This is a genomic window from Paenibacillus sp. FSL R5-0912 (assembly GCF_000758605.1).
In the GTDB taxonomy this organism is placed as follows: domain Bacteria; phylum Bacillota; class Bacilli; order Paenibacillales; family Paenibacillaceae; genus Paenibacillus_AQ.
On the sequence record NZ_CP009282.1, the window covers coordinates 1,095,010 to 1,118,610 of the forward strand.

Here is a 23,601-nt window from a genome sequence, read left to right on the forward strand (position 1 = left end):
TTTGAATGATTAAGGTCATCCGGCCTTACAACAGCAAGCAGTTTCCTGCAACATACGGCTTACTGCTCGCGTCTTAAATGTTACTGGGAGAGTAGCTCCGGGGTATTGCTAAGGAAAAGGAAGGGCGCCTTGAGCGCGATTCCACAATTCCAGATTCATTCCGGGTTATAAACCCGAATTCAAGGAGGCGATTCACAGGATGAGAACCCCAATATTCAAGCTGGCAATAGTTCCGGCATTAATGATTACACTTATTGCCTGCAGTGCAGAGCAGGACGGAAATAACGCCGTTGTCCAAGAGCCGGGGAACAGCACGGCTGGCGCGGGTACACCAACCGATCCTGCCCCAACGGCTGAAACCGTCAAATCTGCCGAACCAACCCGGGAAGCAGCCGGGCCTGAATTGACGCCGGGAGAGATCGTGCAATATGAGAATATATCGATTTCAGACTGGTTGGACGAAGATACGGTTGTAGTGTCTAAGGAGAACGACAAGTTTGGCACAATGAGTCTGGTGGAGCTGGCTGGGTCTTTGCCCAAAAGCCTGTATTTCTACCACCTGGATACAGAGGAATACGAATTGATCAAGGAACAGGAAAATGTGTTTCTGGGTGACGCTGCCTTGTCGTCCGATAACAGGTATCTGCTATACAGCGAATTCTCCTTAGGTGATCCTTCCTACCATGTGATGGATCTAGGCTCCAAGAAAACATTCAGCATCACGGGCGATGATATTGCAGGAGCTAAGAGCGCCCGGTGGGCTGAAGATGATACCGTTATAGGAGCTGCATACAGCGGCGGTGCCTTTACAGCAAATACTTCCGGCAAGATCGCTGCTGTGGAGGGACTAGGCGGCGAAGGATTGATTGTTGTCCGGCAAATCCAAGATAAGATTTATTACACTACCAATAGCAATGAATCCTTGCAAACGCTGGATCTGAATACAAAGCAAAAGGCGGATCTGAAAATTGGCCGTATCGGCAACGTAATCCCTTCACCGGAAGGAGATCAATTGCTGATCCTGCAATATCAAGAATCTGGCCAAACGCTTCTCCTCACTGATACAGACGGGGGGAATCAGAAAATAATCGTGGAAGGCGCGGAGCTTGGCGGTATCTCCTGGTCGCCGGACCAGCGGATGATTGCCTACAGCATGTCAGCTGACGGGAACGGTACGGCCTCTGCTGCTCTCTATGTCTATGACCTGGAATCAGGTAAGCCTGCCAAGGTTGCAGACGATACAGGGAACCTGACGACCTCCTGGAGCCCTTCGGGCAAGCAACTGGCATATACCGAGTGGAGCGGGGATGAGAGCAGCAGCAGTGTGGTTCAGTTGAAGTATTAGATATTTTTAGCTTTCGGACTTGAAGGGACAATACAAGATGGAAGTGACGGTGGGAAGTTCAAACCTTCACCGCAGTTACGACCACATCAATATTGATTCATGTACTGCACCAAAAAAGCGGCCCGTCCCGGAACATACCGGAGACGGACCGCTTTTATTATGCTGCGTGGAAGGGGCGTTCCCGCCCCTCATAAAGTTTAAGAGTACCAGCCCCACACGAAGATGAACAGGGTTCCGAAGATGGTAACCAGACCCACGAACAGTGCATAGGCGATGTTGATGTACAGCTCTTTCTTGGAGTCTGCCGATTCCCCGATGTGCATGAATACAAATAGCTGCAGAGAGGCCTGGATAAGCGCTGTAATCAGCAGCACGGCCATATTGGCCCCGGAGGAGAGATCTCCGTAGATGACAATCAGCGCAGCGGCAGAAAGGACCAGAGAGGCCAGATAACCCATCACATGGCGAATTGGGAACAGTTGCTTCATCATGTCACATCAGTCCTTTCAGGTAGACGAAGCTGAAGATAAAGATCCAGACAACGTCCAGGAAATGCCAGAACAAGGAGAAGATAAAAGCTTTGTTGGCGGTGGCTGGTGTGATGCCGTGGCGCCACAGCTGAATCATGATTCCCGCTCCCCACAGGAAGCCGAAGCTGACGTGGGCACCATGCGTTCCGAGCAGTACGAACAGACTGGAGAGGAAACCGCTGGTTTGCAGTGTCGCACCCTCATGCACGTAAGTGAAGAACTCATCGATTTCAATACCGATAAAGCCGAGGCCCATAAGCAGCGTAAGGGCCATGAAGACCATCATCGCTTTCTTATAACCATGCCGCATGGCATGGATAGCCAGGCCGATCGTGAAGGAACTCGATAGCAGCAGGAAGGTCTCGATCAGCACGGGGCCGATTTCGAACAGCTCGCTGCCGCTCGGGCCGCTGGCGAAACGGTTGACCATTACGAAATATACAGTAAACAATGTAGCGAAGAGAGGGATTTCAGCTCCGAGAAAGACCCAGAAGCCGAAGATCTTGTTACTGTTCTCTTCCGTTGAATATTCGAGCGGCTTGGATGCATCTATTTTCATACAATCTCACCCCGCTTCAATTTCTTTTCTGTAGCGATAACCTCTTCAGCCGAAATATAGTAGCCGTGGTCACGGTCGAAGGACATGAAGGCCAGCATGACAATGACACCGATACCCGAGAGGATAGCCGGAATCCATAGGCTGAATACCAGGGCGAATCCCAGGATGAAGAAGATTACGCCCAGAATGAATGGCTTGCCGGTATTGCTAGGCATATGGATCTTGGTTATTTTTGTGTCATCATAGAGCGGAATATTGTCCTGCTTCGCGGACCACAAGGCATCGCGGGTCTGCACAGTAGGTACAATGGCGAAGTTGTAGATCGGCATCGGGCTATGTGTAGCCCATTCAAGTGTCCGTCCATCCCATGGATCACTTGTTGTGTCTCTAGGCATATAACGTGTGCTCCAGTAAATATTGTAGACCAGCAGCAGGAATCCGATAGCCAAGCCGACTGCCCCTACGAAGGACAGCATATTAAGCGGACCGAAGCCTGATTCCTCGGAATAGGTATACGTCCGGCGTGTCATTCCCATCAGACCCAGGAAGAACAGCGGGAAGAAGGTTACGTTGAAAGAAATCACGATCCACCAGAAGGAATGCTTACCGAGCCGTTCGTTCAGGCGGAAGCCGAACACTTTAGGGAACCAGTAATGGAATCCGGCGATGACGGCGAACACGGCACCCGGAATGAGCACATAGTGGAAATGCGCCACAAGGAACATCGTGTTGTGATACTGGTAATCGGCACTGGCCATTGCGAGCATGACACCCGTTACCCCGCCGATGGTGAAAATCGGAATAAAGGCGAGCGTATACAGCATTGGCGTTGTGAAGGTAATCCTGCCTTTTCGCAGGGTGAACAGCCAGTTGAATATTTTAACCCCTGTAGGTACGGCAATGGCCATTGTGGTAATCGAGAAGAAGCTGTTGACCATGGCGCCTTGACCCATCGTATAGAAATGGTGAGCCCATACGAGGAAGGACAGGAGCGAGATAATCAGCATACTGAATACCATTGAGGTATATCCGTACAGGTTCTTTTTGGAGAAGGTCGCAATAATTTCGCTATAAATACCGAAGGCCGGCAGAATAACGATATAGACCTCGGGATGACCCCATACCCAGAACAGATTGGCCCAGAGCATATCCATCCCGCCGTTGGCCATCGTGAAGAACTGGGAGCCGAACAGGCGGTCGAACATCATCAGCGCAAGCGCAACAGTAAGTACCGGGAAGGCGAAGACGATAATGACGTTGGTGATGAGTACGGACCAGGTGAACATCGGCATCTTCATCAGCTTCATGCCCGGTGCACGCATTTTGAGAATCGTTACGATAAAGTTGACCCCTGTAATCAGCGTCCCGATACCGGAAATCTGCAGGGCCAGGGAGTAGTAGTTGTTACCGACTGTCGGGCTGAATTCAAGACTCGCCAGCGGGAAGTAGGCTGACCATCCGGCATCCGGCGATCCGCCGATAACGAAGGAAATGTTCAGCAGCATGGCCCCCATGAAGAAGAGCCAGAAGCTGACGGCGTTAAGCCGCGGGAACGCGACGTCACGCGCGCCGATCTGCAGCGGTATGATCACATTCATCAGACCGATGATGAACGGCATGGCCATGAACAGGATCATGATTAGACCATGCGTGGTAAATACCTCATTGTAATGCTGCGCATCGAGGAATTTCATTTCCGGCGCGGCCGTCTGCAGACGCATCATCATCGCGTCCACACCGCCGCGGAACAGCATGAGCAGCGCCGCGAGGATATACATGACACCGATTTTTTTGTGATCTACAGTAGTAAGCCATTCACGCCAGAGGTATCCCCATTTCTTGAAATAGGTAAGCCCGACGAGAATCCCGATGGTGGCAAGTGCGATGCTGACCATGGCTCCGTATATCAAGGGTTCGCCGTGAACCTTAAATTTGTCTAAATCCATTAGGGTGGCTCCTTTCAGTGTGTTACGTTAAGCTCTTGCAGAGCTAGTTGCCTTCATGAGTCTCGGCATCTACGGGTGAGCTTGGCAGCGGCTGTTCGACTTCCGGATCAGGTTCGCTGTCAAATTCGGTTCCGCTGGACGGCACAGGAGAAGGATGGATTTCTTTGTTATCCTGATGCTCCTCACTGCCGTTGTCCATGTCCATTTCACTTCCGTTACCACTCATGTGTTCACTGTGGTCTCCAGGGGGAGGACTGAACTCTAAGTGGGTCGAGGAATAAGTTTTACGTCCGAGGAAGTCCGTGGCGAGCAGGCCTTTGAATTCATCCTCTGTAAGCTCTGGCGCGGTTTCCTTGACGTCATTCACCCATTCGTCGTAATCCTTGCTGCTCATAACAAGCGCTTCAAATTCCATGTGGGCAAAGCCTTTACCGCTGAAGTTGGCATTCTTTCCAATATAAGAGCCTTCGGTATCAGCTGACAGGTGAAGCGTGGTGAGCATGTCACTCATGGCGTACTTTTGTCCGGCAAGCTGTGGAATCCATAGGCTGGTAATGGTGCCGAATGAGTACATTCTGAATTCAACTGCACGATGCACAGGCATATTCACGTAGTTAACCGTTTCAATGCCTTCCTCCGGATAGCTGAAATGCCATTTCCAGTTGGAGGATGAAGCGTAAATGACCAGCGGTGTCTGATCTTTATAGTCCGCGGCCACGTTCTCGACTTCGGTAGTTGTCTTGACGGTTACAACTGACAGGAAGGCGACGATAATGATCGGGATAATAATCCAGATCGCTTCAAGTACCTTGTTGCCCTCCTCGTGTTCAGGAATGTAACCCTCGTTACTCTTCTTCGCCCGGTACTTAACCAGTACAAAGATATATAAGATGTAGACAACTGCCAGAACACCAAGCATTACAACAATGGAGAGAATGATGGTATCCGATAACGTCCTTGCAGACGGCCCCTTCGGGTTCAGAACAGCGATCGAGCTGCATCCCGGCAGGAGAAGGATCAGGCTTAGAAACAAAGCGTATAACGGTCCCTTTTTTTTCATATAGAACTCCTTCCTTCAATACTACTTTTCATTCGCCGTTCATTAAACGGGCGTACTACTTAACCTGTATCTATAGTAAGAATTACTTACCCATAATGCAAAATACATATTTTGTATAAATAGATAAAAAAGTCCTTAAAAATGGCGAACAAGTTAAATATGTGTGATCAAATTGTTACAACTACTTAAGGGTATGATAAAGATCACTGTAGCGGCGCAGTTTAAGCTAATTTTAAGGTTGTTCAAACTTTGTTCAAGATTGCATATTTGTTATTAATATTGTCACAATTATTTTGGGTCAAAAACACGTGAGTGAACCGCTTATGGCCTGCTGTGACAGCATTCGATGAGAATTGTCGTATTTCAGAAAAAAAGCTGAATATTCATTTTATCATTGCAAAAAGGGTGACAATATTTTAGCTTGCGGTTACAATCTCTCAAATTACGTTATATCTATGTGTGATAAAGTAATAGACAAATATACATAGATTGGAGATTGCTGCTGTGCCTATTAAAAAAATAATGTTGTTATTCCTCTCTTTATTCCTGGTTACGGTTCTTGTACAGATCCCTGCTAACGCTGAAGGTAAGACTAATGTACTGAAGCTCGGGATCAACGATAAATTGAGCGGTATAGAAGCCGTGTCTGTAAAAGGCACTTATTATGTCCCGCTGCGTGCTCTAGCTGATGAATTAAAATGGACGCTTACCGGTCTAACCGACGGAGTTCTGGTGTCGGGCGGCTCCGGGTCGCTGACTTTGCAGGGCGATGCCGGCGCTGTGCTCAAAGATGGTACAGTGGTGCCTGTGAGCACTTTTTTGCAGGACGGTAAACTTATGGTTCCGCTGAAAGTAAGCGGGTATCTTGGGTATATCATATCCTTTGCGGGGGATAAATATTTACTCCGGGTGAAGGACGGCTCAGCGGGACTTACAGATGAAGCTTATGTCACCAAGTATGCAGCTGAACTGAAACCTGTGGAGACAGCCCCGGCGGAGCCTGAACCATCCGCTGAACCCGGCAAGCCGGGACAAACCGTGTATCTTACTTTTGATGACGGCCCGTCGGCGACGACTTCCCAGCTACTGGATATCTTAAGCAAGTATGAGGTGCAGGCAACCTTCTTCATGCTGGGAAATAACATGAGCAAATATCCTAACCAGGTGAAGCGGATTGTGAAGGAAGACTACGGCCTGGGGCTTCATGGCATGACACACCGTAAGGAGAAATTCTATGCTTCCCCGGCTGCGGCGCTTGCGGAAATGTCGGGTGACAATGCTGTCCTCAAGAAACTGACGGGCGCTACTACATCGCTAATCCGGCCGCCTTATGGCAGCAAGCCCTATTTCACCAAGTCTTTCCGGGATAAGGTGCTTGGACAAGGCTATCATCTCTGGGACTGGAATGTGGACTCGAATGACTGGAGATATAAAGAGGACAGTGACAAGATCTACAATACAGTAATGGGGCAGGTTCGCACGCTGAAGAAGTCGAAGACGAATCCGGTTATTCTAATGCATGATCAGAAGGCCACCCTCAAGGTGCTGCCGCGTCTGCTAGAAGCGCTTAAGAAGGAAGGCTACACCTTCCAAGTCATTACGAAAGATATGGAGCCGGTGAATTTCTGGAAGGATAAACGGTGATCCGAAGGGTTTGAATGCAAAAGAGCAAGCTGCGGGAGTTTCCGCCGGCTTGCTCTTTTTTGCGGCTTGTACCGGGAAATTTGGACAAACCTTTGTGAGAAGTAAAGTACAACAATGCAGGTTTGCGGCTGAATCAGCGGGCAGAGATGTGTTAGCACTAGAGTAACGATGGCGCTACTTGTACAGATAATGGACAATCATATTGACCAGCTCCGACTTCAACCGGTCCACGGCGATCCGCTGCGGGGAGAAGGAGATGACATCGACGATGGCGCTCACCGCTTCGAACACAATCACGGAAGCTGCCTCCACGTCTTCAGTCTTCAATTCATCCTGACCCATTTGCAGGTACTTAAGCGTTCTGAGCCGGCCTGTTTCATACTGGGCATCCATCAGCTGCTTGATGACCTCATCACTGTGGTACATGATGCTCAGATCTTTATGATATCCGATAAACGCCTTATGCGAGAGCAGAAGGGTGTCTATCAGATGCAGAATCAGCTCGGAGCGGCCGATCGTTTCGAAATTAATCTCTGACATTGAAGCATCAATCCTGGCTAGAAGGTCATCGCCGTACATATGGAGAACGTCGATGAATATGGCTCTTTTATCAATAAAATAGGAATAGAAGCTGCCTGTGGATACCCCGGCCGCCGCAGCGATTTCCTTGGTATTGGTCTGATGAAAGCCCTTGTCCGAGAATAGCTTCATTGCCGCCTTGATAATGGCTTCCTTGGTTCTGATACTGCGCTCCTGCTGCGGAGTTCTAACCTTGTCCTCGATTTCACCCATGTCTTAAGGTCCCCCTTATAGTACAAATTCTAGAGGAGCAGTTTTGAGCTGTCAATAAAAGTTGAACCAGGGTTCATTTTTTGTGATTGACAAATGTGAACTTTGGTTCATATAATGCGAATATGAACTTTATTTCATATTTTGAAGGGTGATGGAGATGGGCCTTAGAACACGCAGAGCGTTATCTTTTACGGCAATAGTCCTGGGGTTTTTCATGGCGCTGCTGGATACGACGATTATTAATATTGCCCTGCCGGAGATGACACGTCATTTCGGCGGAAGTGTATCACAAGTCTCCTGGGTGATGAACGGCTATAACCTGGCATTCGCCGTGTTTATACTCACCGCCTCCCGTCTGGCCGATCAATTCGGGCGGAAGAAGATGTTCCTCATCGGAGTGGCGCTGTTTACGCTGAGCTCCCTGCTGGCGGGTTTCTCTACTTCGCTCGGCATGCTAATTGCACTTAGAGTCATTCAGGGATTGGCCGGTGCGGTGATAGTGCCGGTCACGATTCCGCTCACCACAACAACCTTTCCCAAAGAAATGCACGGCCTGATTATCGGCATCTGGGGTGCCATCTCCGGGGTAGCGGCTGCAAGCGGTCCGGCGCTTGGCGGGATTCTGACACAGAAGCTGAGCTGGGAATGGATCTTTTTTGTGAATGTGCCGCTTGGGCTGCTGAGTATTGTGCTGACGGCCATATTTATTAAGGAATCACGGGATAACACAGCGGGCCGTTCCATAGATTACGCCGGGATCCTGGGGATCACCGGAGGGATGTTCTTCCTTACATATGCTCTGATCAAAGTGCAGGATTACGGCTGGAGCTCACGAATTTTCCTTGCGCTGCTGGCTGCGGGAGTATTGCTTGTGGTGTTCTTTTTTATTACGCAGTACAAGGGGAAGGCGCCAATGCTGCCCTTGTCATTGCTAAGGATCAGAGCCTTCAACAGCACATCGGTTTCTATGATCATTCTGGGTGCGGCGCTGATGAATGTTTCGCTGCTGACCTCCTTTTATCTTACCCGGGTGATGGGGGTGTCTGAGCTGAAGGCGGGCCTTGTCCTCTCCATGATGGCAGTCGGCTCCATCGCCAGCTCAGCCATTTCCGGACCGCTGTCTGCGAAATATGGCAGCAGCCGGTTTGCCGCAGCAGGCATGGTGTTGATAGGCGGCGCCACCTATTCAATGAGCGGGCTGCACGCCGGCTCTACACTGGGCGCGGTGATGCTCCGGCTCGCACTGGCCGGCCTCGGGGTGGGGCTCTCGATGGCGCCTGTGATGTCTTCGGCGATCAGGGTCGTTCCTGAAGACAAGGTGGGGATTGCTTCAGGGGTAACCAATATGGCGAAGTCACTCGGCAGTGTAATCGGCGTGGCCATTATCGTCACCGTGCTGCAGCATAATACAGCCGGGCAGCTGAGAGCAGCGAGCTCCGCTAACATACGGGTGATACCTGGAGCAGATGTGCAGCAGCAGGCTGCCGTAGATGCTTTCAGCCAGACTTATAAGTTCGCAAGTTACCTGATCCTTCCCGGCATCGCCGCAGCTTTATTCAGTGATGAACGCAGACAGCGGCGGGGCAGCGTTTGATAATTAGCGTGTCGTATCTCTACAGCTGTTTGTCTGTGTCTGGCAGAATCCCTAAAATAATATTATTCTTATAACAACGAAAATTAATTGTTTGCGAAACTGGACAGTGATTATTTTGTTCACCGGTGTTCCGAATCGTAGCAATAAGTCCCGGCCCCGCATAAATTGGAACAGGACGAGATGCCGGGCAGCGTTCTCTGCGGTCCCCATCCTGTTCAAGTGCCGGGAGGGATGCTTATGCCACGCAGAATTACCAGTACACCCAGACAAGACGGCTACCGTATGCCCGGAGAATTCGAGCCGCATCAGGGGACATGGATGCTCTGGCCGACCCGGACGGACACTTGGCGGCTGGGGGCGAAGCCGGCGCAGGCTGCTTTTGCCAGAGTGGCGGCAGCGATTGCGGAGTTTGAGCCTGTAACGATAGGCACCATCAGTGCCCAATATGAGCATGTCCGGGCACTTGTGCCGCCGCAGGTACGTGTGGTGGAGATCTCCTCGAACGATGCGTGGATGCGGGATATCGGCCCGACCTTTGTAGTGAACAGCAGCGGCGGGGTGAGGGGAATTGACTGGGGGTTCAACGCCTGGGGCGGACTGGACGGAGGGCTGTATTTTCCCTGGGACCAGGATCTGCTGGTGAAGCGAAAGGTGCTGGAGATCGAGAAGCTGGACTATTATGACCTGCGGCATTTCATCCTTGAGGGCGGAGCTGTTCATGTGGATGGAGAAGGTACGCTGATAACTACTGAGCAGTGTCTGCTGCATAAGAACCGCAACCCTCATCTGTCCAAAAGGCAGATCGGGGGTTATTTGCGCGATACGCTGAACGTAGACAAGATTATCTGGCTGCCCCGAGGAATGAGCGATGATGAGACGGACGGGCATATTGATGAGGTGGCCGCTTTTGTGAAGCCGGGCGTAGTGGTGATGAGCTGGACGGACGACCGGGAAGATCCGCAATATGAGGTGCTGCACGAAGCCTATTCACGGCTCATCCGGCAGAGGGATGCCCGCGGGCGCAAACTGGAGGTTCACCGGCTGCACATCCCGGAGCGGCTGATCATTACAGATGAAGAGGCGGGATGGATCGACCCGGCCAGCGGCAGCTACAGCCGTGCCTCAGGTACAACATTCGCTGCGACTTATGTGAATTTCTATATCTGCAATGGCGGAGTGGTAATGCCGGCATTCGGGGACAAGCGGGATAGGGAGGCGCTGGAGACCGTGCAGCGTTTATTCACCGACCGCAAGGTGGTTCAGGTCAATACCCGCGAGATCGCCTTGGGCGGCGGGAATATTCACTGTATTACCCAGCAGCAGCCCCAGGGCTGGTAGGTTTACAGAGTACTTCGAAAGTTTACAGAGCGAGTCGGAACCTGGCTGAAATCACACCGACACTGGAAGAGAAGAGACCAACAAAAGCAATTGACTAGGATGCTGCAAGGTTTCTACCAGTATTTCGCACTGTACCACTGTGACTACAAGCTTCATAGTCTGAAACGGCAAATTGAACGACAGTGGGTACGGGTATTGCGCAGAAGGAGCCAGAGACATCGGCTGTACTGGTCTTACTTGAGAAACAGGGACTGGTTTTAGATTGCCGGAGAGAATACCGTTCTGCAAGGAAAGTATGCCCGTCACATCATCGGTACCCGGGTGACCGGTTCCGGTTTTGAAGGGCTTATCCCGAGAAAAGATCTCCAACTTTTTCCGGAGTGCGGATTTCAGTCCGCAACGCTAGACGATATTATATACCTTGCAAGCAAAAGGGAGGCCTAAAGTGAAAAAAGCGATACTGATGACCAGACTGGATCTACTAACAACCAAGTCCTCCATGGGAGCCAATATTTCCTTGCTTGTTCCGGTATTGTTATTGGCTTATCTTAATTCTCCGTCATGGGTCATTTATATGACATGCGGCTGGTTCGCAGCCTTGACTTCCGTCAACATATTTGCTCTGGAAGAGAAAAGCAACCTAAGGCAATTGTACGGTACGCTTCCCATTGGTTGGCGCAATGTAGTTTTGGGCCGTTATTTGTATTTTCTGCTGCTCTATGTATCCTTCCTCATTATTGTGGTGCCTCTTTATTCGATACTTTTGCTTGTCAATGAGCGGGCGCTTGAATTGGATTTGATTAACGGGCTATGCGCGAGTTTAGTCTTGTTCTCCGTGATTATCTCTATGCAGCTTCCTATTTATTTTAAGCTGGGCCATAGTAAAGGGCGGTATTGGTCCCTTGTCCCGTTTATCGGTGCATTAGTAGCAGTTATGGTGTTTTTTTATTTTTTTCCACTTGAGAATGTAATTGGATTTTCGAGGCGGAATACAGTATATTTTATCATAGGCGGGTTTCTGTTGGCTGCTGGTTTGTTGTTTTCTTCCTACAGATTATCGGCCAGATTTTATCGCAAATCCGGTATGTAACCAAAACTGTGGGCAGGAGCGGATTATTATGAAATGTAAAACGTGCAGAAAAAGAATGAAGGGCACCGAAACCAGCTTGAAGATTACCGTCTGCGGAAAAGACAAAGAGGCGGTCCGCGTGCCCGCTTACAGGTGTCCGGTATGCGGAAGCGTCATTGTGCATGACATCATTATGGAAAGACTTATGCGTTACGCGATGCGCAAAGAGGGCAGAATAGTTGATTATGCGGAATGCGAAAACGAGGAAGCCGTAGCCGGTCAAGTTTTATGACCGGCTATAGCTGTCCCCTCAGCCCGTCGGCTTTCACGAGCGCAATGAGCCGAAGATGGTTGAGGGGCTCTTACGAAAAAATATACTAGAATTAATATGCTTCATTGTGAATGAATAAACATTGAGATGAATATTGTGAATACTATACATAAAGGAAATGCTTTTTTTATCAGTATATGTGAAGAATTCTTTAGTGGAATAAAGCATAGGGTGTGCTTTTCTCACCTATTTTTCACTATCACAGTAATATGTTGTGCACTGTAATTAGTTTGTCATCACTTGGAAATTAGTTTGTCACCATATATGAATTGTCAAAGCCTGAACCCTAGTTGGTTCAGGCTTTTTTTCTAGGCCCGATCCCAGGAATACCCCGCGATACGATTATACCGGGAACCGGGAGATTAGTCTGGCTTACAAGCTGGAGAGAGGCAGGAAGCTCGTACGGACCTATATTGTTCCGGAAAAGGGGTTTGAGCCGGAGATGAAGTCCGTCATGTAGAAAGAGGATTTCAAGCGATTATCTGGCCCAGCTGGATGAGCGGGATATGTCGCCGGCACTTAAGGCCCTTCTACCATAGTCTTCTTGTTTATTAAATTAAACCAATGTCAGATTAATGCCCCGTATCCGGTGATGTTTCCCGGGCGGGGGCATTGCTCTGCCGCATCCATGGAATGAATAGCGGTTGAGGCTGCTGCTTTCGGGATGGATGCTCTTGATTCCGCCCGAAGCGTGCCGGAAGAGGGAATGAGGTGCGGATAATGAGGCGCTTGCGTGTCTTAAGCCTCTGCTTTGGGTTATGCTTATATCAAGTAAGCATAATGACTCACATGGGGCTGCCGTGTAAGGAGGGAACTTTAATGGAAGAGGTAACGGATCATCTGGATCATGGACTGCAGATCGTCTTCATAGGATTTAACCCCAGCATCCGTTCCGGAGAGCTGGGTCACCACTATGCCAATCCGCGCAATAATTTCTGGCGCATCCTGCATAAGTCCGGTCTGACGCCGCGGTTGTATGATGCCTCTGAGGACGGCGAATTGCTGAAGCTGGGCTACGGGTTCACTAACATTGTCGCCCGCCCCACGGTAGGCGCTGAAGATATCACCCGGGAGGAATACACGCAGGGCAGGGAACTGCTCCGGGCCAAGCTGGAGCAATACCGTCCGGACATCGCCTGCTTTGTCGGCAAAGGCGTATACACGGAATTCAGCCGCAGAACCAAAGTGGACTGGGGATTTCAAGAAGGTGTGACTCCGGTGGTAGACGGAGTGCGGGAGTTTGTCGCGCCTTCGTCCAGCGGGCTCGTCCGTATGCCAATGCCGGAGATCGTTGATATTTACCGGCGTCTGCATGATTTTACGGAAGAGAAGGAGACTTGAGGCGAGGGTCGCCATTCGCTTGATTCGTAGTTTCCGCAGAATGGGGACTTCTTAGGCCGGTAGGATGAAGGGAATGTTGTATTATGGGCAGGATTTTATTAAAAGTCACCAGATTTCTGCCACGGAAAGCAGATAAGCGGATAAGCTGGTAAAGTCGAACAATGGCAGTCAACTGCACATCAAACAAAAGCCCCCTCAGCTCAAAGGCTTAAGGGGGCTTAGCTAGTTAAATCTGAATCAGCAGCAGAATGATTGATGATAACGACAGGCAGACACTGACCAGATACAGCACAGCGACGACCTGCTTTTGATTCAGGCCGGCTTTGAGCAGGCGGTAATGAACCTGGGTGGCGTCGGCCTGATAGATGGCCTGTCCCTTGAGGAACCTTTTGACGACAACAAAAATATTATCGAAGATCGGCACGCCGAGCGCAAGAATCGGGATGCACAGCGACAGCACCGTTGCCTGCTTGAAGGCACCGTCGAGCGCAATCACGGCCAGAATGAAGCCGAGGAAGGTGGCGCCGGCGTCACCCATGAAGATTTTGGCGGGAGCCTTGTTGTAGCGCAGATACGCGACTGTGACCCCGATTAGTGACATCGCCATGATGGCCGACGAGGATTGTCCCATGGTAATGGCGACTATGAACAGGGTTACTGCCGATATCGCCGTCAGTCCTCCGGCCAGACCATCCATGCCGTCAGAGAAATTAATCACTGTGGTGACGCCGAAGATCCAGATAATCGTCAGCAGGAACTGCAGAATGAACGGCAGTGAGATATAATCTCCTGAGAAGGGATTGATGAATCCCGTGAAGGCATTGCCTGAGAAAAAGACGAGAATCGCTGCGGCGATCTGAACAATGAATTTCGGAAGCGCCGGGAAGTCTTTGCCTTTGGTTTTGTACCAGTCATCAATGGTTCCTATAGTCAGCAGCAGCACGCCGCCGATGAACAGGGCCAGCGTCTCCAGTGAGAAGTCCCGGGCAAACAGCAGATATGTAATAAAGAAGCCTACGAATATAGCATAGCTGGCCGTGAGCGGAATCGGCTCCCTATGTATTTTGCGTTCTACATCTTCCCTGGGCCTGTCCACAAAATCAAGCCGGAAAGCGAGCTTACCAAGAGGGGGAATCAGCAGATAAACGATAAAAAATGACACGAGAAACGCTAAAACGTATAAAATGACAATCACCCCGTTGATTTATTTAAAATATAAGAATATATAGCTTTCACACGATAACTGATCCTTCTATTTCTCGCTAAATTATATCGCAGAAGGTTATACGTTGTCGAACCGGCAAACAAGATGGAGGGAATTATTTTGAAATATGAGTGTGTTTTATTTGATGCTGATGATACGCTGTTTGATTACGGTATGGCGGAGAGCCATGCCTTGTATCACGCCTTTGCCCATTTTGGCCTGCCGACAGGGGCGGAGGACTATGCGTCCAGCTACAAAGCAATTAACCATTCGCTATGGAAGGATTTCGAGCAGGGGCGGATTACCTCTGCCGCGCTGCGGGTGGAGCGGTTCAACCGGCTGTTTGCTGCACATAGCCTTGAGCTGAAGCCGGAGGAATTCAGCGAAGCTTATCTGCGGTTCCTCGGTGAAGGCACGTTCCTGATTCAAGGCGCGATAGAGCTGTGCGGAGAGCTTGCCGGATGCAGGCTGGCGATTATTACGAACGGAATCAAGGATGTGCAGCAATCCAGAATCAAGGGTTCGCCGCTGAGCGAGGTGTTCGAGGCGATTATTATCTCTGAGGAGACTGGGTATCAGAAGCCGGAGACGGGGATTTTTGACTATGCTTTTGAGCGGCTTAAGATTACCGATAAAAGTAAGGTGCTGATTGTCGGTGACTCCCTGACCTCGGATATCCAGGGCGGGATCAATTATGGCATCGATACCTGCTGGTTCAACCCGCTGGAGAAGCCGGGAGATCCGGATGTGCTGCCTACCTATGAAATCCGCAGTTTAGATGAGCTGCTGGAGATTGTGCGCTAGGGTAGGGCGAAATTTGTGGCAGGCGGGTGAAGTGGAGCGCCAATTCCTCTTGAACTTAGCTTCCCGCAGGTTGAAAGATACTCCCCTGTGTTAAATATATAAGGACGCTATATTCATCCTATATTGATAACAACACACGGGAGAGGATTACTATGAACAAAAAATGGCTGATTGCCGCCGTGGTCACCGGACTTACGGTAACCGGCTCTGCAGGAGTCTATGCAGGCGCCAAGCTGCAGCAGATCAAAGCCTATCTCAACCACAGTCTCGGGATTGTGGTGGATGGCACTCCTTACTGGCTGAAGGACGGTAACGGCAAAACTCTAACGCCAATCACCTACGAAGGCACCACTTACCTGCCCATCCGTTCAATCGCGGATGCGCTGGATGTGCCGATAACTTATGATGCCGCGAATTATAAAGTGCGGATCGGTACCGGCAGTGAGGTCACTCCTTCACCGGGAACTTCACCGGGAACCTCCGCCGGCGGCGGGACTACAGCTCCGGTAGAGGGTACTGCCCGGCCGGTTAATCTGCCGAAGGATTTCCCGATTCCGCCCGATGCCCTGATTGCGACTACCCTTGATACGGATGCAAACGGCGTGAAAAAGGTTGCTTTCAGTTACTCCACACAGGAAACGCTGGACATGATGGGATTCGTATACAGTGAATATGTCCGGATTAAGCGGCTCGATAATGCCTCTGAGACCGTATCCGCCAGCACGGTCAAAATTACCGGCAGACTCGGTGGTACAAGCCCGGTATCGATCATTGGTAAAGCTTCGACTGCCCGGCCGGGCTTCAATATCTTCACCGTTACCTGGTCAGAGAGCTGACGGAGTAAGTATGCCGTCATACAGCCGTATACAGACCAAAAACTCCGGACCGCTTGTCGGCCGGAGTTTTTGCTGGGATGCTGCAGATTCAGGCGCTGCCTGGTACCCGGACTTCTGCACTCGGAGACCCTGATTGTGAGCTGACCGTGGGTCCTCTAAGCAGGATAGATGCTGTGCCCGATAGCCGGGCAGAAGCCTTAAGCCTGCTGCCGGGTATCCAGCGGCTTCAAATGGGCTTCGATCTGTACCCGTTTCGACTCCAGGAACGGCGGCAGGGCCAGGGCTTCGCCCAGATGCTCCACCTCTTCATCGGTGGCGAAGCCCGGACCATCTGTAGCCAGCTCGAACAGGATTCCATTCGGCTCGCGGAAGTACAGTGAGCGGAAGTAGAAGCGGTCGACGAATCCTGAATTGGGCAGCTGTACGGTGCGGATACGTTCGATCCACAGCTTAAGCTCTTCTTCGTTATCCACGCGGAAGGCGACATGATGCACGCCGCCCCGTCCGAGGCGCTCCTGCGGCAGATCCTTGCGTTCCTCCAGATGAATCTCGGTGCCGGACCCGCCTTCTCCGGTCTCGAACACGATGACATCCGGCTGTCCGGTTACCGGCGAAGGATAAGTGCCCGCGCGGCGGAAGCCGAGCAGATCTTCCAGAATCAGTGCTGTATGTTCGGCTGTCTCTACTGTTAGATGTGCCGGGCCCAGTCCAACAATGGCATATTCCACCGGAACGGGGCTCTTGTCCCAGGGCTTGCCGCCGGCCATACCCTGATTATGCTCATCCGAGACGAGGATAAGGCGCTGTCCCTCGTGGTCGGTGAAGGCCAGCGTCTTGCGGCCGCCGCGTTCGGTAATCTCATCGTGCTCTACACCAAACACAGTGAACCGCTGAGTCCAGAAGAGCAGCGCATCATCACTTGGTACACGGAGTGAAAGTGCAGAGATGCTGTTGTTGCCGTCGCGGTTGCGGCCGGCGTTCGGCAGCTCGAAGAAGGTAAGCTCCGTACCCGGATTCCCGGTCTCATCCCCATAGAACAGGTGATAGACAGAGACATCATCCTGGTTTACTGTTTTTTTGATCAGGCGGAGTCCGAGCACTTCTGTGTAGAATTTGTAGTTTTCCGGTGCTTTGGCTGTAATGGCGGATACATGATGAAGCCCTTTTAATGTTAAACTCATGGGAAGACCTCCTAATAAAGTTTTGCCGCTTCGTAAGCAGCAGCTATAATTTTGTGACCTTAAGCGGATATATTTGAATGTGCCGGATACTTAATGAGTATTTTTAAGTTACTATAATTTTAATAGTTAATAAGAATAAACGCAAGATGTATTTTATAATCCTATATAGTATCCAAGAAAGCGGGGTTAAACATGCATACCCAATCAAGTCTGCTGCGGCAGCTGGAGAACCTGCGAATCGATCCGCGCGGAACGCTGCTGGTCCATTCCTCCTATAAAAGCATTGGTGAAGTAGAAGGGGGGGCCGACACCGTTCTGGATGCGCTCTCCGAATATATGAAGGAAGGGCTGCTTGTCCTGCCGGCGCATACCTGGTCATATATTAACGGGTCGAATCCGAGGTTCTCTGTTCTGGAGTCTCCCGTCTGCGTAGGCATCCTGCCGGAGCTGTTCCGGAAGCGGCCGGGTGTAATCCGCTCCTGGCATCCGACCCACTCTGTAGCTGCGCTTGGCGCGGACGCGGCGGTCTTCACTGCCGGAGACCAGCGCTGGGATACGCCCTGTGCGCGCGGCTCGGTCTACGGCAAGCTGCTGGACCGCAAGGCAGAGATTATGCTGCTGGGTGTGGATCTGCGGAGAAATACCTTCATCCACGGCATTGAAGAATGGGTGGATATCCCTGGCAGAATGACGGACGGGCATGAACTGCTCTACACTGTTACACCTGAAGGGGAGGAAATCGCTGTTCCTTCACGCAGACATTCCGGACTGTCCTGGTCGCAGCACTTCTGGAAAGTGGAGCCTGTGCTGGAGGAAGGCGGCGCTCTGCGCCGGGGCAGCTTCGGGAATGCCGGGGTCATGATCTGCGGAACCGTGGAGACCACGGATATCCTGAGCCGCATGCTTGCGGATAATCCGGATTTGTTCTCGGACAATGAACCGCTAAGCGGAGGGGATGTGCCTGAAGCATTACCCAAGACGAAGTCCGGAATTCCGCAGCACCGGCCAGCCGGGGAGCGCTCCCGTCCTTAATCCGGGACCGGGTATCTGTTCATTATGGCAAGGCTCTATCAATGTATGGTATATTATTCTCACATAAAACAAAGTAAGGAGATTGGAAATGACAAAAACTTTGATCTTTGGACACAAAAACCCGGATACTGATACCATCTGTTCAGCAATTGCTTATGCAGTGCTCAAGAATGAACTGGGCTGGGATGCCGAGCCGGTCCGGCTGGGAGAGGTCAGCGGCGAAACTCAGTATGCGCTTGATCACTTCGGGGTACCGGCGCCGCGTCTGGTGGAGAATGTTGCCGCTGAAGCGAAGCAGGTTATTCTCGTCGACCATAACGAACGTCAGCAAAGTGCGAATGATATCGGTCAGGTCCGTGTGGTTGAGGTTATCGACCATCACCGGATTGCCAACTTTGAAACTGCTCATCCGCTGTACTATCGTGCAGAGCCGGTAGGCTGTACTGCAACCATCCTGAACAAGCTGTACAAAGAGAAGGGTGTAAGCATTCCGAAGGACATCGCCGGTCTGATGCTCTCCGCTATCATTTCCGACTCCCTGCTGTTCAAATCGCCGACCTGCACAGATGAGGATGTTGCCGCTGCACGTGAGCTGGCTGACATTGCTGGTGTAGACGCTGACAGCTATGGCCTTGCTATGCTCAAGGCAGGTGCCGACCTAAGCGACAAGAGTATTGCCCAGCTGATCTCCCTGGATGCCAAGGAATTCAAAATGGGTGAATACAAAGTGGAGATCGCCCAGGTCAATGCTGTAGATGTGAACGATGTGCTCTCTAAGCAGGCAGAGCTGGAAACAGCCCTTACCGCGATTATCGACGACAAGGGACTTGATCTGTTCCTGTTCGTAGTTACCGATATCCTGAACAACGATTCGGTTGGACTGGCTCTGGGCCGCGTGGCTGTTGCCGTAGAGCAGGCTTATAACGTGAAGCTGGACGACAACAAAGCTGTGCTAAAGGGTGTAGTTTCCCGCAAATCACAGATCGTACCGGTGCTGACCGAAACGATTGCCAAGCTGTAACAGGCACGCCCGGAACTCATCCGGAACAGTGAATTATCCATGATTTTACATAAAACCGGCTGCAGCATTCTTAAGGGGATGAAGCAACCGGTTTTATTTTACAATTGACAGCAACTCCTTCCGGTTTGGCGGGTATAATCAGCATAAGAATATTTGAGGGGGACGGGAATGATGGGGAAGATACGTAAGCTGGCGGTTTCCACTCTTGGACTGATGATTATCTCAGGAGGAACTTTGCTGTATGCTGCTGCGGGCAAAACGGATCTCTCTGTATACATAAATAACGTGCTTCAAAAGCAGCCGGGGATATCATCGGAAGGCCAGACCTATGTGCCGCTGGACCAGCTTCCTGACAATATGCATGCGATCCTGTCTCTGGATGAGTCGGCGGGGACGGTCCATATCTATAAGCCCAATGTGAACACGGTGCTGCTTGATGAAAAGGGTACTATTTTCGGCAAAGTAAGAACCTCGTCCAGCAGCACGTTCTACACACTGGTGCAGGTGGATCAGCTGAAAACGGATATTTCCGATTTGAAAATCACAATTACTGACCCGGCCGGCCAAACGGATACCGTGGACAATCAGCAGATTACGGAGAAGAAGGAGAGCTTCTGGTTCAAGTCGGCGGCGTATAATTACACCTTCACGGAGAAGGGCAGCTATACGATTCAAGTCTATTTGAAAGACGCTGCATCCAAGAAATGGTTCATCGTTTCCGAACTGCAGATATCGACCACTTAAGGTCATCATCATGAAGTAGGAGCGGGGAATATGGCAAAAACACGAAATAGCGGAGCTCCCCAATATAAGTCGTTTGGTCTTGTGCTGCAGGCATTAGTGATTCTCGCGAAAAAAGGAAGTACCTGTTCCAGCTGCGAAATCGCCGAATTGCTGTCGTCTGAAGCCACACTATTGAGGCGCATTATGGCTAATCTGACCCGTGAGCGGATTCTGGTGACCCGCGAGGCTATTCGGGCATGCCTGCTGAGAAGCTGAAGGATATTGCGCTGATAGACGGCGGGCTAATCTCCATGCAGCTTATGCTGGCAGCCAAGGCGCGAGGTTATGATACCGTACCTATGGGCGGATTCGTTCACGACAGCTTCAAGGCGCTGTTCGGGATTACAGAGCGTTATGTGCCGGTGATGCTTATTGCGCTGGGCAAGGCAGCAGTAGAGGGTCGGCCGACAGCCAGACTTCCGCTGGAAGCTGTTGCGCAATGGAACGCTTTTCAGGCCTAATTCTGAAGGATTAAGCTTCACACTATATTACTGTACCTGCTGTCTTCTGAAGAAACGGATGCCGCCCCAAGGGCCGGTGCCCGTTTCTTCTTGTTTGCAGAGCTTTCTGCTACACTGTAGGTATGCAAGACCCTGAACTTCATTAAGACAGACCATAACAGCCTTTAGGAGGAGATCACATTGATTACAGTATATCCTGCAGAGTCTGCACACCGGTTCGATCACGGCTGGCTGAAGGGCAGTCATGTCTTCTCGTTTGGCGATTTCTATGATCCTGACAATACAGCCTTCGGCCCGATGCGGGTCTGCAACGACGATACCATCTCTCCGGGAAGAGGTTTTGGTGCCCACCCGCACAGTGATATGGAGATCGTCTCCATTGTGCTGTCCGGCGTGCTGCGCCATGAGGATAACCTGGGCAATGTGGCGGAGACTTCTTTTGGCGGCATTCAGCGGATGTCAGCCGGAACGGGAGCCATTCATACGGAGCATAACCCTTCTGACAGCGAGCCGGTGCGGCTGCTGCAGCTGTGGTTCATGCCGAGTACCCGGGGAACGGCCCCTTCCTATGCGACAGGCCGCTTCGATCCGGCGAAGCTGGATGGAAGACTGCTTCCGGTAGTGGCAGCTGAAGCTTCGCCGGAGGTCGCCGGCATTGCCCAGGATATGACCATTTATCTGGGCAGAGCGCAGGCTGGCGGATTGCTTGATTTCCGGCAGGAGCCGGGCCGGCGGATCTTCATCTACTTAATCGGAGGACAAATTACGCTGAACGGGGAAGCTGTGCTGAAGCCGGGGGATTCTGCCCGGATTGAAGGGGTGAGCCATTTGGAGCTGCAGGCAGACGAGGATATGCTTGTCATGCTGATTGATCTGCCTTAAATAAGGCTTAAACCTAAATGTGGAGGAGGAATCCTTGATGGCAGAGCAGGAAAGAGTACTGGTAAAGCATTCCGTAACAGGGCGTATGCTGATCAGCAGTACAGAGGGCATAGGCTATACCTTTGATGAGCAGGGCGGGCTAACCGTGATTACCCTAACCGGAGTTCCGGCCGACAAGGGTGCGGCAGTTGCTGAACTCAAGGCTGAGCTGAATGTATTCCGTTTCGAGGAACCGGCTGGCGGGCCGGTGATTAAGCACTGGTATTATGTAGGTGAGCATCCTGTAGTATATGATGCGGCCACGGGCCGTCTGACGATAGCTGTGCAATCCGAGATCGAATACCGGCCGGACCAATACTGGGAATAGAGCTGCAAAGACATCAATCTGACTCTCTAACGCTTCGCGTGAGGTTGATGTCTGTTGCTTGCTGGATTTTGCTGAAAAAAGCTGAAAATGGGACAAAAGATATTGACAACATGTCCTGAAAGGTCTAGCTTTGTTATGAAACGTAACATGTAGATAAAGTGGAGATAGGAGAAATGAATCTAATGGAATTGTTTGCGGCAATGGAGCGGGACGACTACGAGGAAGTGCTGTTTTGTCAGGATAAGGCCTCAGGCTTGAAGGCAATCATTGCTATTCATGACACAACACTGGGTCCCGCACTGGGTGGAACGAGAATGTGGACCTATGCTACAGAGGAAGAGGCGGTTGTGGACGCGCTTCGGCTGGCCAAAGGCATGACGTATAAGAATGCGGTTGCCGGGCTGAATCTGGGTGGCGGCAAGACGGTCATTCTCGGGGATCCCAAAAAAGATAAAAATGAGGCGATGTTCCGCGCCTTCGGCAGATACATACAGGGCTTGAACGGCCGTTATATTACAGCCGAGGATGTAGGCACTACGGAAGAGGATATGGACATCATCCATCAGGAGACGGATTTCGTCACCGGGATCTCCGCTACCTACGGTTCATCCGGCAATCCTTCACCGGCTACAGCTTTTGGGGTATATCAGGGCATGAAGGCAGCGGCGAAGGCTGCATTCGGCAGTGATTCACTGACAGGCAGAACCGTCGCCGTGCAGGGTGTCGGCAATGTATCCTTCACACTGTGCAAATATCTTCACGAAGAAGGCGCCCGCCTGATCGTCACAGATATCAATAAAGAGGCTGTCAGCCGTGCAGTAGAGGCTTATGGTGCTACAGCGGTGGATCCGGACGAGATTATTAAGGCAGATTGTGATATCTATGCTCCATGTGCGCTTGGAGCCACGATTAATGATGAGTCCCTGCCGCTGCTGAGAGCCAAGGTTGTGGCAGGAGCCGCTAACAATCAGCTTAAAGAGCCGCGCCACGGGGATGCCCTGCATGAGATGGGGATTGTCTATGCCCCTGACTATGTAATTAATGCCGGCGGCGTAATCAATATCGCCGACGAGCTGAACGGGTACCACAAGGAACGGGCATTCAAGCAAATCGCCAAAATCTACGACAGCATCACCCGCGTGCTGGAAATCTCCCAGCTGAGCGGGATTCCGGCTTATGTCGCAGCGGATCGTCTCGCAGAGGAGCGGATCTCCCTGCTGCGTAACAGCCGCAGTACCTTCCTTCGCAACGGGCAGCACGCCCTCAGCAGAAGATAAGAATAACCAGCCTGGACAGGAGCGGTGATCCAATCACCTGCATACCTCCGGCATTGCTGAATCTGTTAATCGCACGGCCCTGTTCTCCCGCTAACCAGCGGTGGGCAGGGCCGTCTTTTTGTAGCGCAGATGATTCGACAAAAGTTTGCTATTTCATACAGAATAGTGAGAAATGTAGCAGTGAGCGGCATGGATAATAAGGAA

The 23,601-nt window shown here is 51.1% G+C and carries 24 protein-coding genes and 1 pseudogene; 18 read left to right on the forward strand and 7 right to left on the reverse strand.

Going from position 1 to position 23,601, the window contains the following annotated elements; translation table 11 throughout:
* Window positions 1-199: 199 nt before the first annotated feature.
* On the forward strand, window positions 200-1,345 hold the full coding sequence (locus R50912_RS04705) for a hypothetical protein (RefSeq protein ID WP_042232806.1): 1,146 nt from the start codon (window positions 200-202) through the stop codon (window positions 1,343-1,345).
* 197 nt (window positions 1,346-1,542) lie between these two features.
* Here R50912_RS04705 and qoxD read toward each other — a convergent pair whose 3' ends face one another.
* From qoxD to qoxA, 4 genes are read right to left on the reverse strand one after another with little or no spacing between them, the layout of a single operon-like run.
* The gene (gene qoxD / locus R50912_RS04710) at window positions 1,543-1,836 is read right to left on the reverse strand and encodes a cytochrome aa3 quinol oxidase subunit IV (RefSeq protein WP_039302907.1); all 294 of its coding nucleotides are present in this window, start codon (window positions 1,834-1,836) and stop codon (window positions 1,543-1,545) included.
* A gap of 1 nt (window position 1,837) precedes the next feature.
* Entirely contained in the window at window positions 1,838-2,434 is a 597-nt protein-coding gene (gene qoxC / locus R50912_RS04715; RefSeq protein WP_042232809.1) for a cytochrome aa3 quinol oxidase subunit III, read from the reverse strand.
* Window positions 2,431-4,380: a cytochrome aa3 quinol oxidase subunit I gene (qoxB, locus tag R50912_RS04720; RefSeq protein ID WP_042232811.1), complete on the reverse strand. Its 1,950-nt coding sequence runs from the start codon at window positions 4,378-4,380 to the stop codon at window positions 2,431-2,433. Before qoxB ends, qoxC begins: the two co-directional genes overlap by 4 nt.
* A gap of 43 nt (window positions 4,381-4,423) precedes the next feature.
* Window positions 4,424-5,440 carry a cytochrome aa3 quinol oxidase subunit II gene (gene qoxA / locus R50912_RS04725; protein WP_042232813.1) on the reverse strand — a complete coding sequence of 339 codons (1,017 nt, stop codon included), beginning with the start codon at window positions 5,438-5,440 and terminating at the stop codon, window positions 4,424-4,426.
* A gap of 504 nt (window positions 5,441-5,944) precedes the next feature.
* Here qoxA and R50912_RS04730 point away from each other — a divergent pair.
* Window positions 5,945-7,084, forward strand: a complete 1,140-nt coding sequence (locus tag R50912_RS04730; RefSeq protein WP_156122947.1) for a polysaccharide deacetylase family protein — start codon at window positions 5,945-5,947, stop codon at window positions 7,082-7,084.
* Window positions 7,085-7,258: 174 nt separating this feature from the next.
* Here the strand turns inward: R50912_RS04730 and R50912_RS04735 are convergent, their stop codons facing one another.
* Window positions 7,259-7,876 (reverse strand): TetR/AcrR family transcriptional regulator, encoded by a 618-nt coding sequence (locus tag R50912_RS04735; RefSeq protein ID WP_042232815.1) that lies wholly within the window; start codon window positions 7,874-7,876, stop codon window positions 7,259-7,261.
* Window positions 7,877-8,033: 157 nt separating this feature from the next.
* Here R50912_RS04735 and R50912_RS04740 point away from each other — a divergent pair, with 157 nt between their 5' ends.
* The 6 genes and pseudogenes from R50912_RS04740 to R50912_RS04760 all read left to right on the forward strand — a co-directional run bounded on the left by R50912_RS04740 (window position 8,034) and on the right by R50912_RS04760 (window position 13,549).
* Window positions 8,034-9,470, forward strand: coding sequence for an MFS transporter (locus tag R50912_RS04740; protein ID WP_042232817.1), 1,437 nt, complete (start codon window positions 8,034-8,036; stop codon window positions 9,468-9,470).
* Between the two features lie 237 nt (window positions 9,471-9,707).
* The gene (gene aguA / locus R50912_RS04745) at window positions 9,708-10,808 is read left to right on the forward strand and encodes an agmatine deiminase (protein WP_042232819.1); all 1,101 of its coding nucleotides are present in this window, start codon (window positions 9,708-9,710) and stop codon (window positions 10,806-10,808) included.
* A 27-nt stretch (window positions 10,809-10,835) separates the two neighbouring features.
* Window positions 10,836-11,069: pseudogene (locus R50912_RS36390) on the forward strand (hypothetical protein); the annotation flags it as partial.
* A gap of 184 nt (window positions 11,070-11,253) precedes the next feature.
* Window positions 11,254-11,898: an ABC-2 transporter permease gene (locus R50912_RS04750; protein ID WP_042232821.1), complete on the forward strand. Its 645-nt coding sequence runs from the start codon at window positions 11,254-11,256 to the stop codon at window positions 11,896-11,898.
* Window positions 11,899-11,926: 28 nt separating this feature from the next.
* The gene (locus tag R50912_RS04755) at window positions 11,927-12,169 is read left to right on the forward strand and encodes a YgiT-type zinc finger protein (protein WP_042232823.1); all 243 of its coding nucleotides are present in this window, start codon (window positions 11,927-11,929) and stop codon (window positions 12,167-12,169) included.
* A gap of 858 nt (window positions 12,170-13,027) precedes the next feature.
* Entirely contained in the window at window positions 13,028-13,549 is a 522-nt protein-coding gene (locus R50912_RS04760) for a mismatch-specific DNA-glycosylase (protein WP_042232825.1), read from the forward strand.
* Window positions 13,550-13,775: 226 nt separating this feature from the next.
* Here R50912_RS04760 and R50912_RS04765 read toward each other — a convergent pair whose 3' ends face one another.
* Complete coding sequence (locus tag R50912_RS04765) at window positions 13,776-14,735, reverse strand: MraY family glycosyltransferase (RefSeq protein ID WP_197073104.1); 960 nt, start codon at window positions 14,733-14,735, stop codon at window positions 13,776-13,778.
* A gap of 138 nt (window positions 14,736-14,873) precedes the next feature.
* On the opposite strand from R50912_RS04765, the gene R50912_RS04770 reads away from it, so the two are divergent.
* The gene (locus R50912_RS04770; RefSeq protein ID WP_042232832.1) at window positions 14,874-15,557 is read left to right on the forward strand and encodes a YjjG family noncanonical pyrimidine nucleotidase; all 684 of its coding nucleotides are present in this window, start codon (window positions 14,874-14,876) and stop codon (window positions 15,555-15,557) included.
* 152 nt (window positions 15,558-15,709) lie between these two features.
* Window positions 15,710-16,393, forward strand: coding sequence for a stalk domain-containing protein (locus R50912_RS33080; RefSeq protein WP_052415994.1), 684 nt, complete (start codon window positions 15,710-15,712; stop codon window positions 16,391-16,393).
* Window positions 16,394-16,590: 197 nt separating this feature from the next.
* Here the strand turns inward: R50912_RS33080 and R50912_RS04780 are convergent, their stop codons facing one another.
* On the reverse strand, window positions 16,591-17,574 hold the full coding sequence (locus tag R50912_RS04780) for a ring-cleaving dioxygenase (RefSeq protein ID WP_042232835.1): 984 nt from the start codon (window positions 17,572-17,574) through the stop codon (window positions 16,591-16,593).
* 192 nt (window positions 17,575-17,766) lie between these two features.
* Here R50912_RS04780 and R50912_RS04785 point away from each other — a divergent pair, with 192 nt between their 5' ends.
* From R50912_RS04785 to R50912_RS04820, 8 genes are all read left to right on the forward strand, one after another.
* Entirely contained in the window at window positions 17,767-18,606 is an 840-nt protein-coding gene (locus R50912_RS04785; RefSeq protein WP_042232838.1) for an AAC(3) family N-acetyltransferase, read from the forward strand.
* An 88-nt stretch (window positions 18,607-18,694) separates the two neighbouring features.
* Window positions 18,695-19,627, forward strand: coding sequence for a manganese-dependent inorganic pyrophosphatase (locus tag R50912_RS04790; RefSeq protein WP_042232841.1), 933 nt, complete (start codon window positions 18,695-18,697; stop codon window positions 19,625-19,627).
* Window positions 19,628-19,795: 168 nt separating this feature from the next.
* Window positions 19,796-20,371, forward strand: a complete 576-nt coding sequence (locus R50912_RS04795) for a hypothetical protein (RefSeq protein ID WP_156122949.1) — start codon at window positions 19,796-19,798, stop codon at window positions 20,369-20,371.
* 30 nt (window positions 20,372-20,401) lie between these two features.
* Window positions 20,402-20,626, forward strand: a complete 225-nt coding sequence (locus R50912_RS04800) for a helix-turn-helix domain-containing protein (RefSeq protein ID WP_081956375.1) — start codon at window positions 20,402-20,404, stop codon at window positions 20,624-20,626.
* A complete protein-coding gene (locus R50912_RS04805; protein ID WP_042232846.1) occupies window positions 20,608-20,871 on the forward strand; it encodes a nitroreductase family protein in 264 nt (87 codons plus the stop codon). Before R50912_RS04800 ends, R50912_RS04805 begins: the two co-directional genes overlap by 19 nt.
* Window positions 20,872-21,051: 180 nt before the next feature.
* Window positions 21,052-21,753 (forward strand): pirin family protein, encoded by a 702-nt coding sequence (locus tag R50912_RS04810; protein ID WP_042232847.1) that lies wholly within the window; start codon window positions 21,052-21,054, stop codon window positions 21,751-21,753.
* Between the two features lie 37 nt (window positions 21,754-21,790).
* On the forward strand, window positions 21,791-22,120 hold the full coding sequence (locus R50912_RS04815) for a hypothetical protein (protein ID WP_042232848.1): 330 nt from the start codon (window positions 21,791-21,793) through the stop codon (window positions 22,118-22,120).
* Window positions 22,121-22,302: 182 nt separating this feature from the next.
* Window positions 22,303-23,397 carry a Leu/Phe/Val dehydrogenase gene (locus R50912_RS04820; protein WP_042232849.1) on the forward strand — a complete coding sequence of 365 codons (1,095 nt, stop codon included), beginning with the start codon at window positions 22,303-22,305 and terminating at the stop codon, window positions 23,395-23,397.
* Window positions 23,398-23,601: the final 204 nt, after the last annotated feature.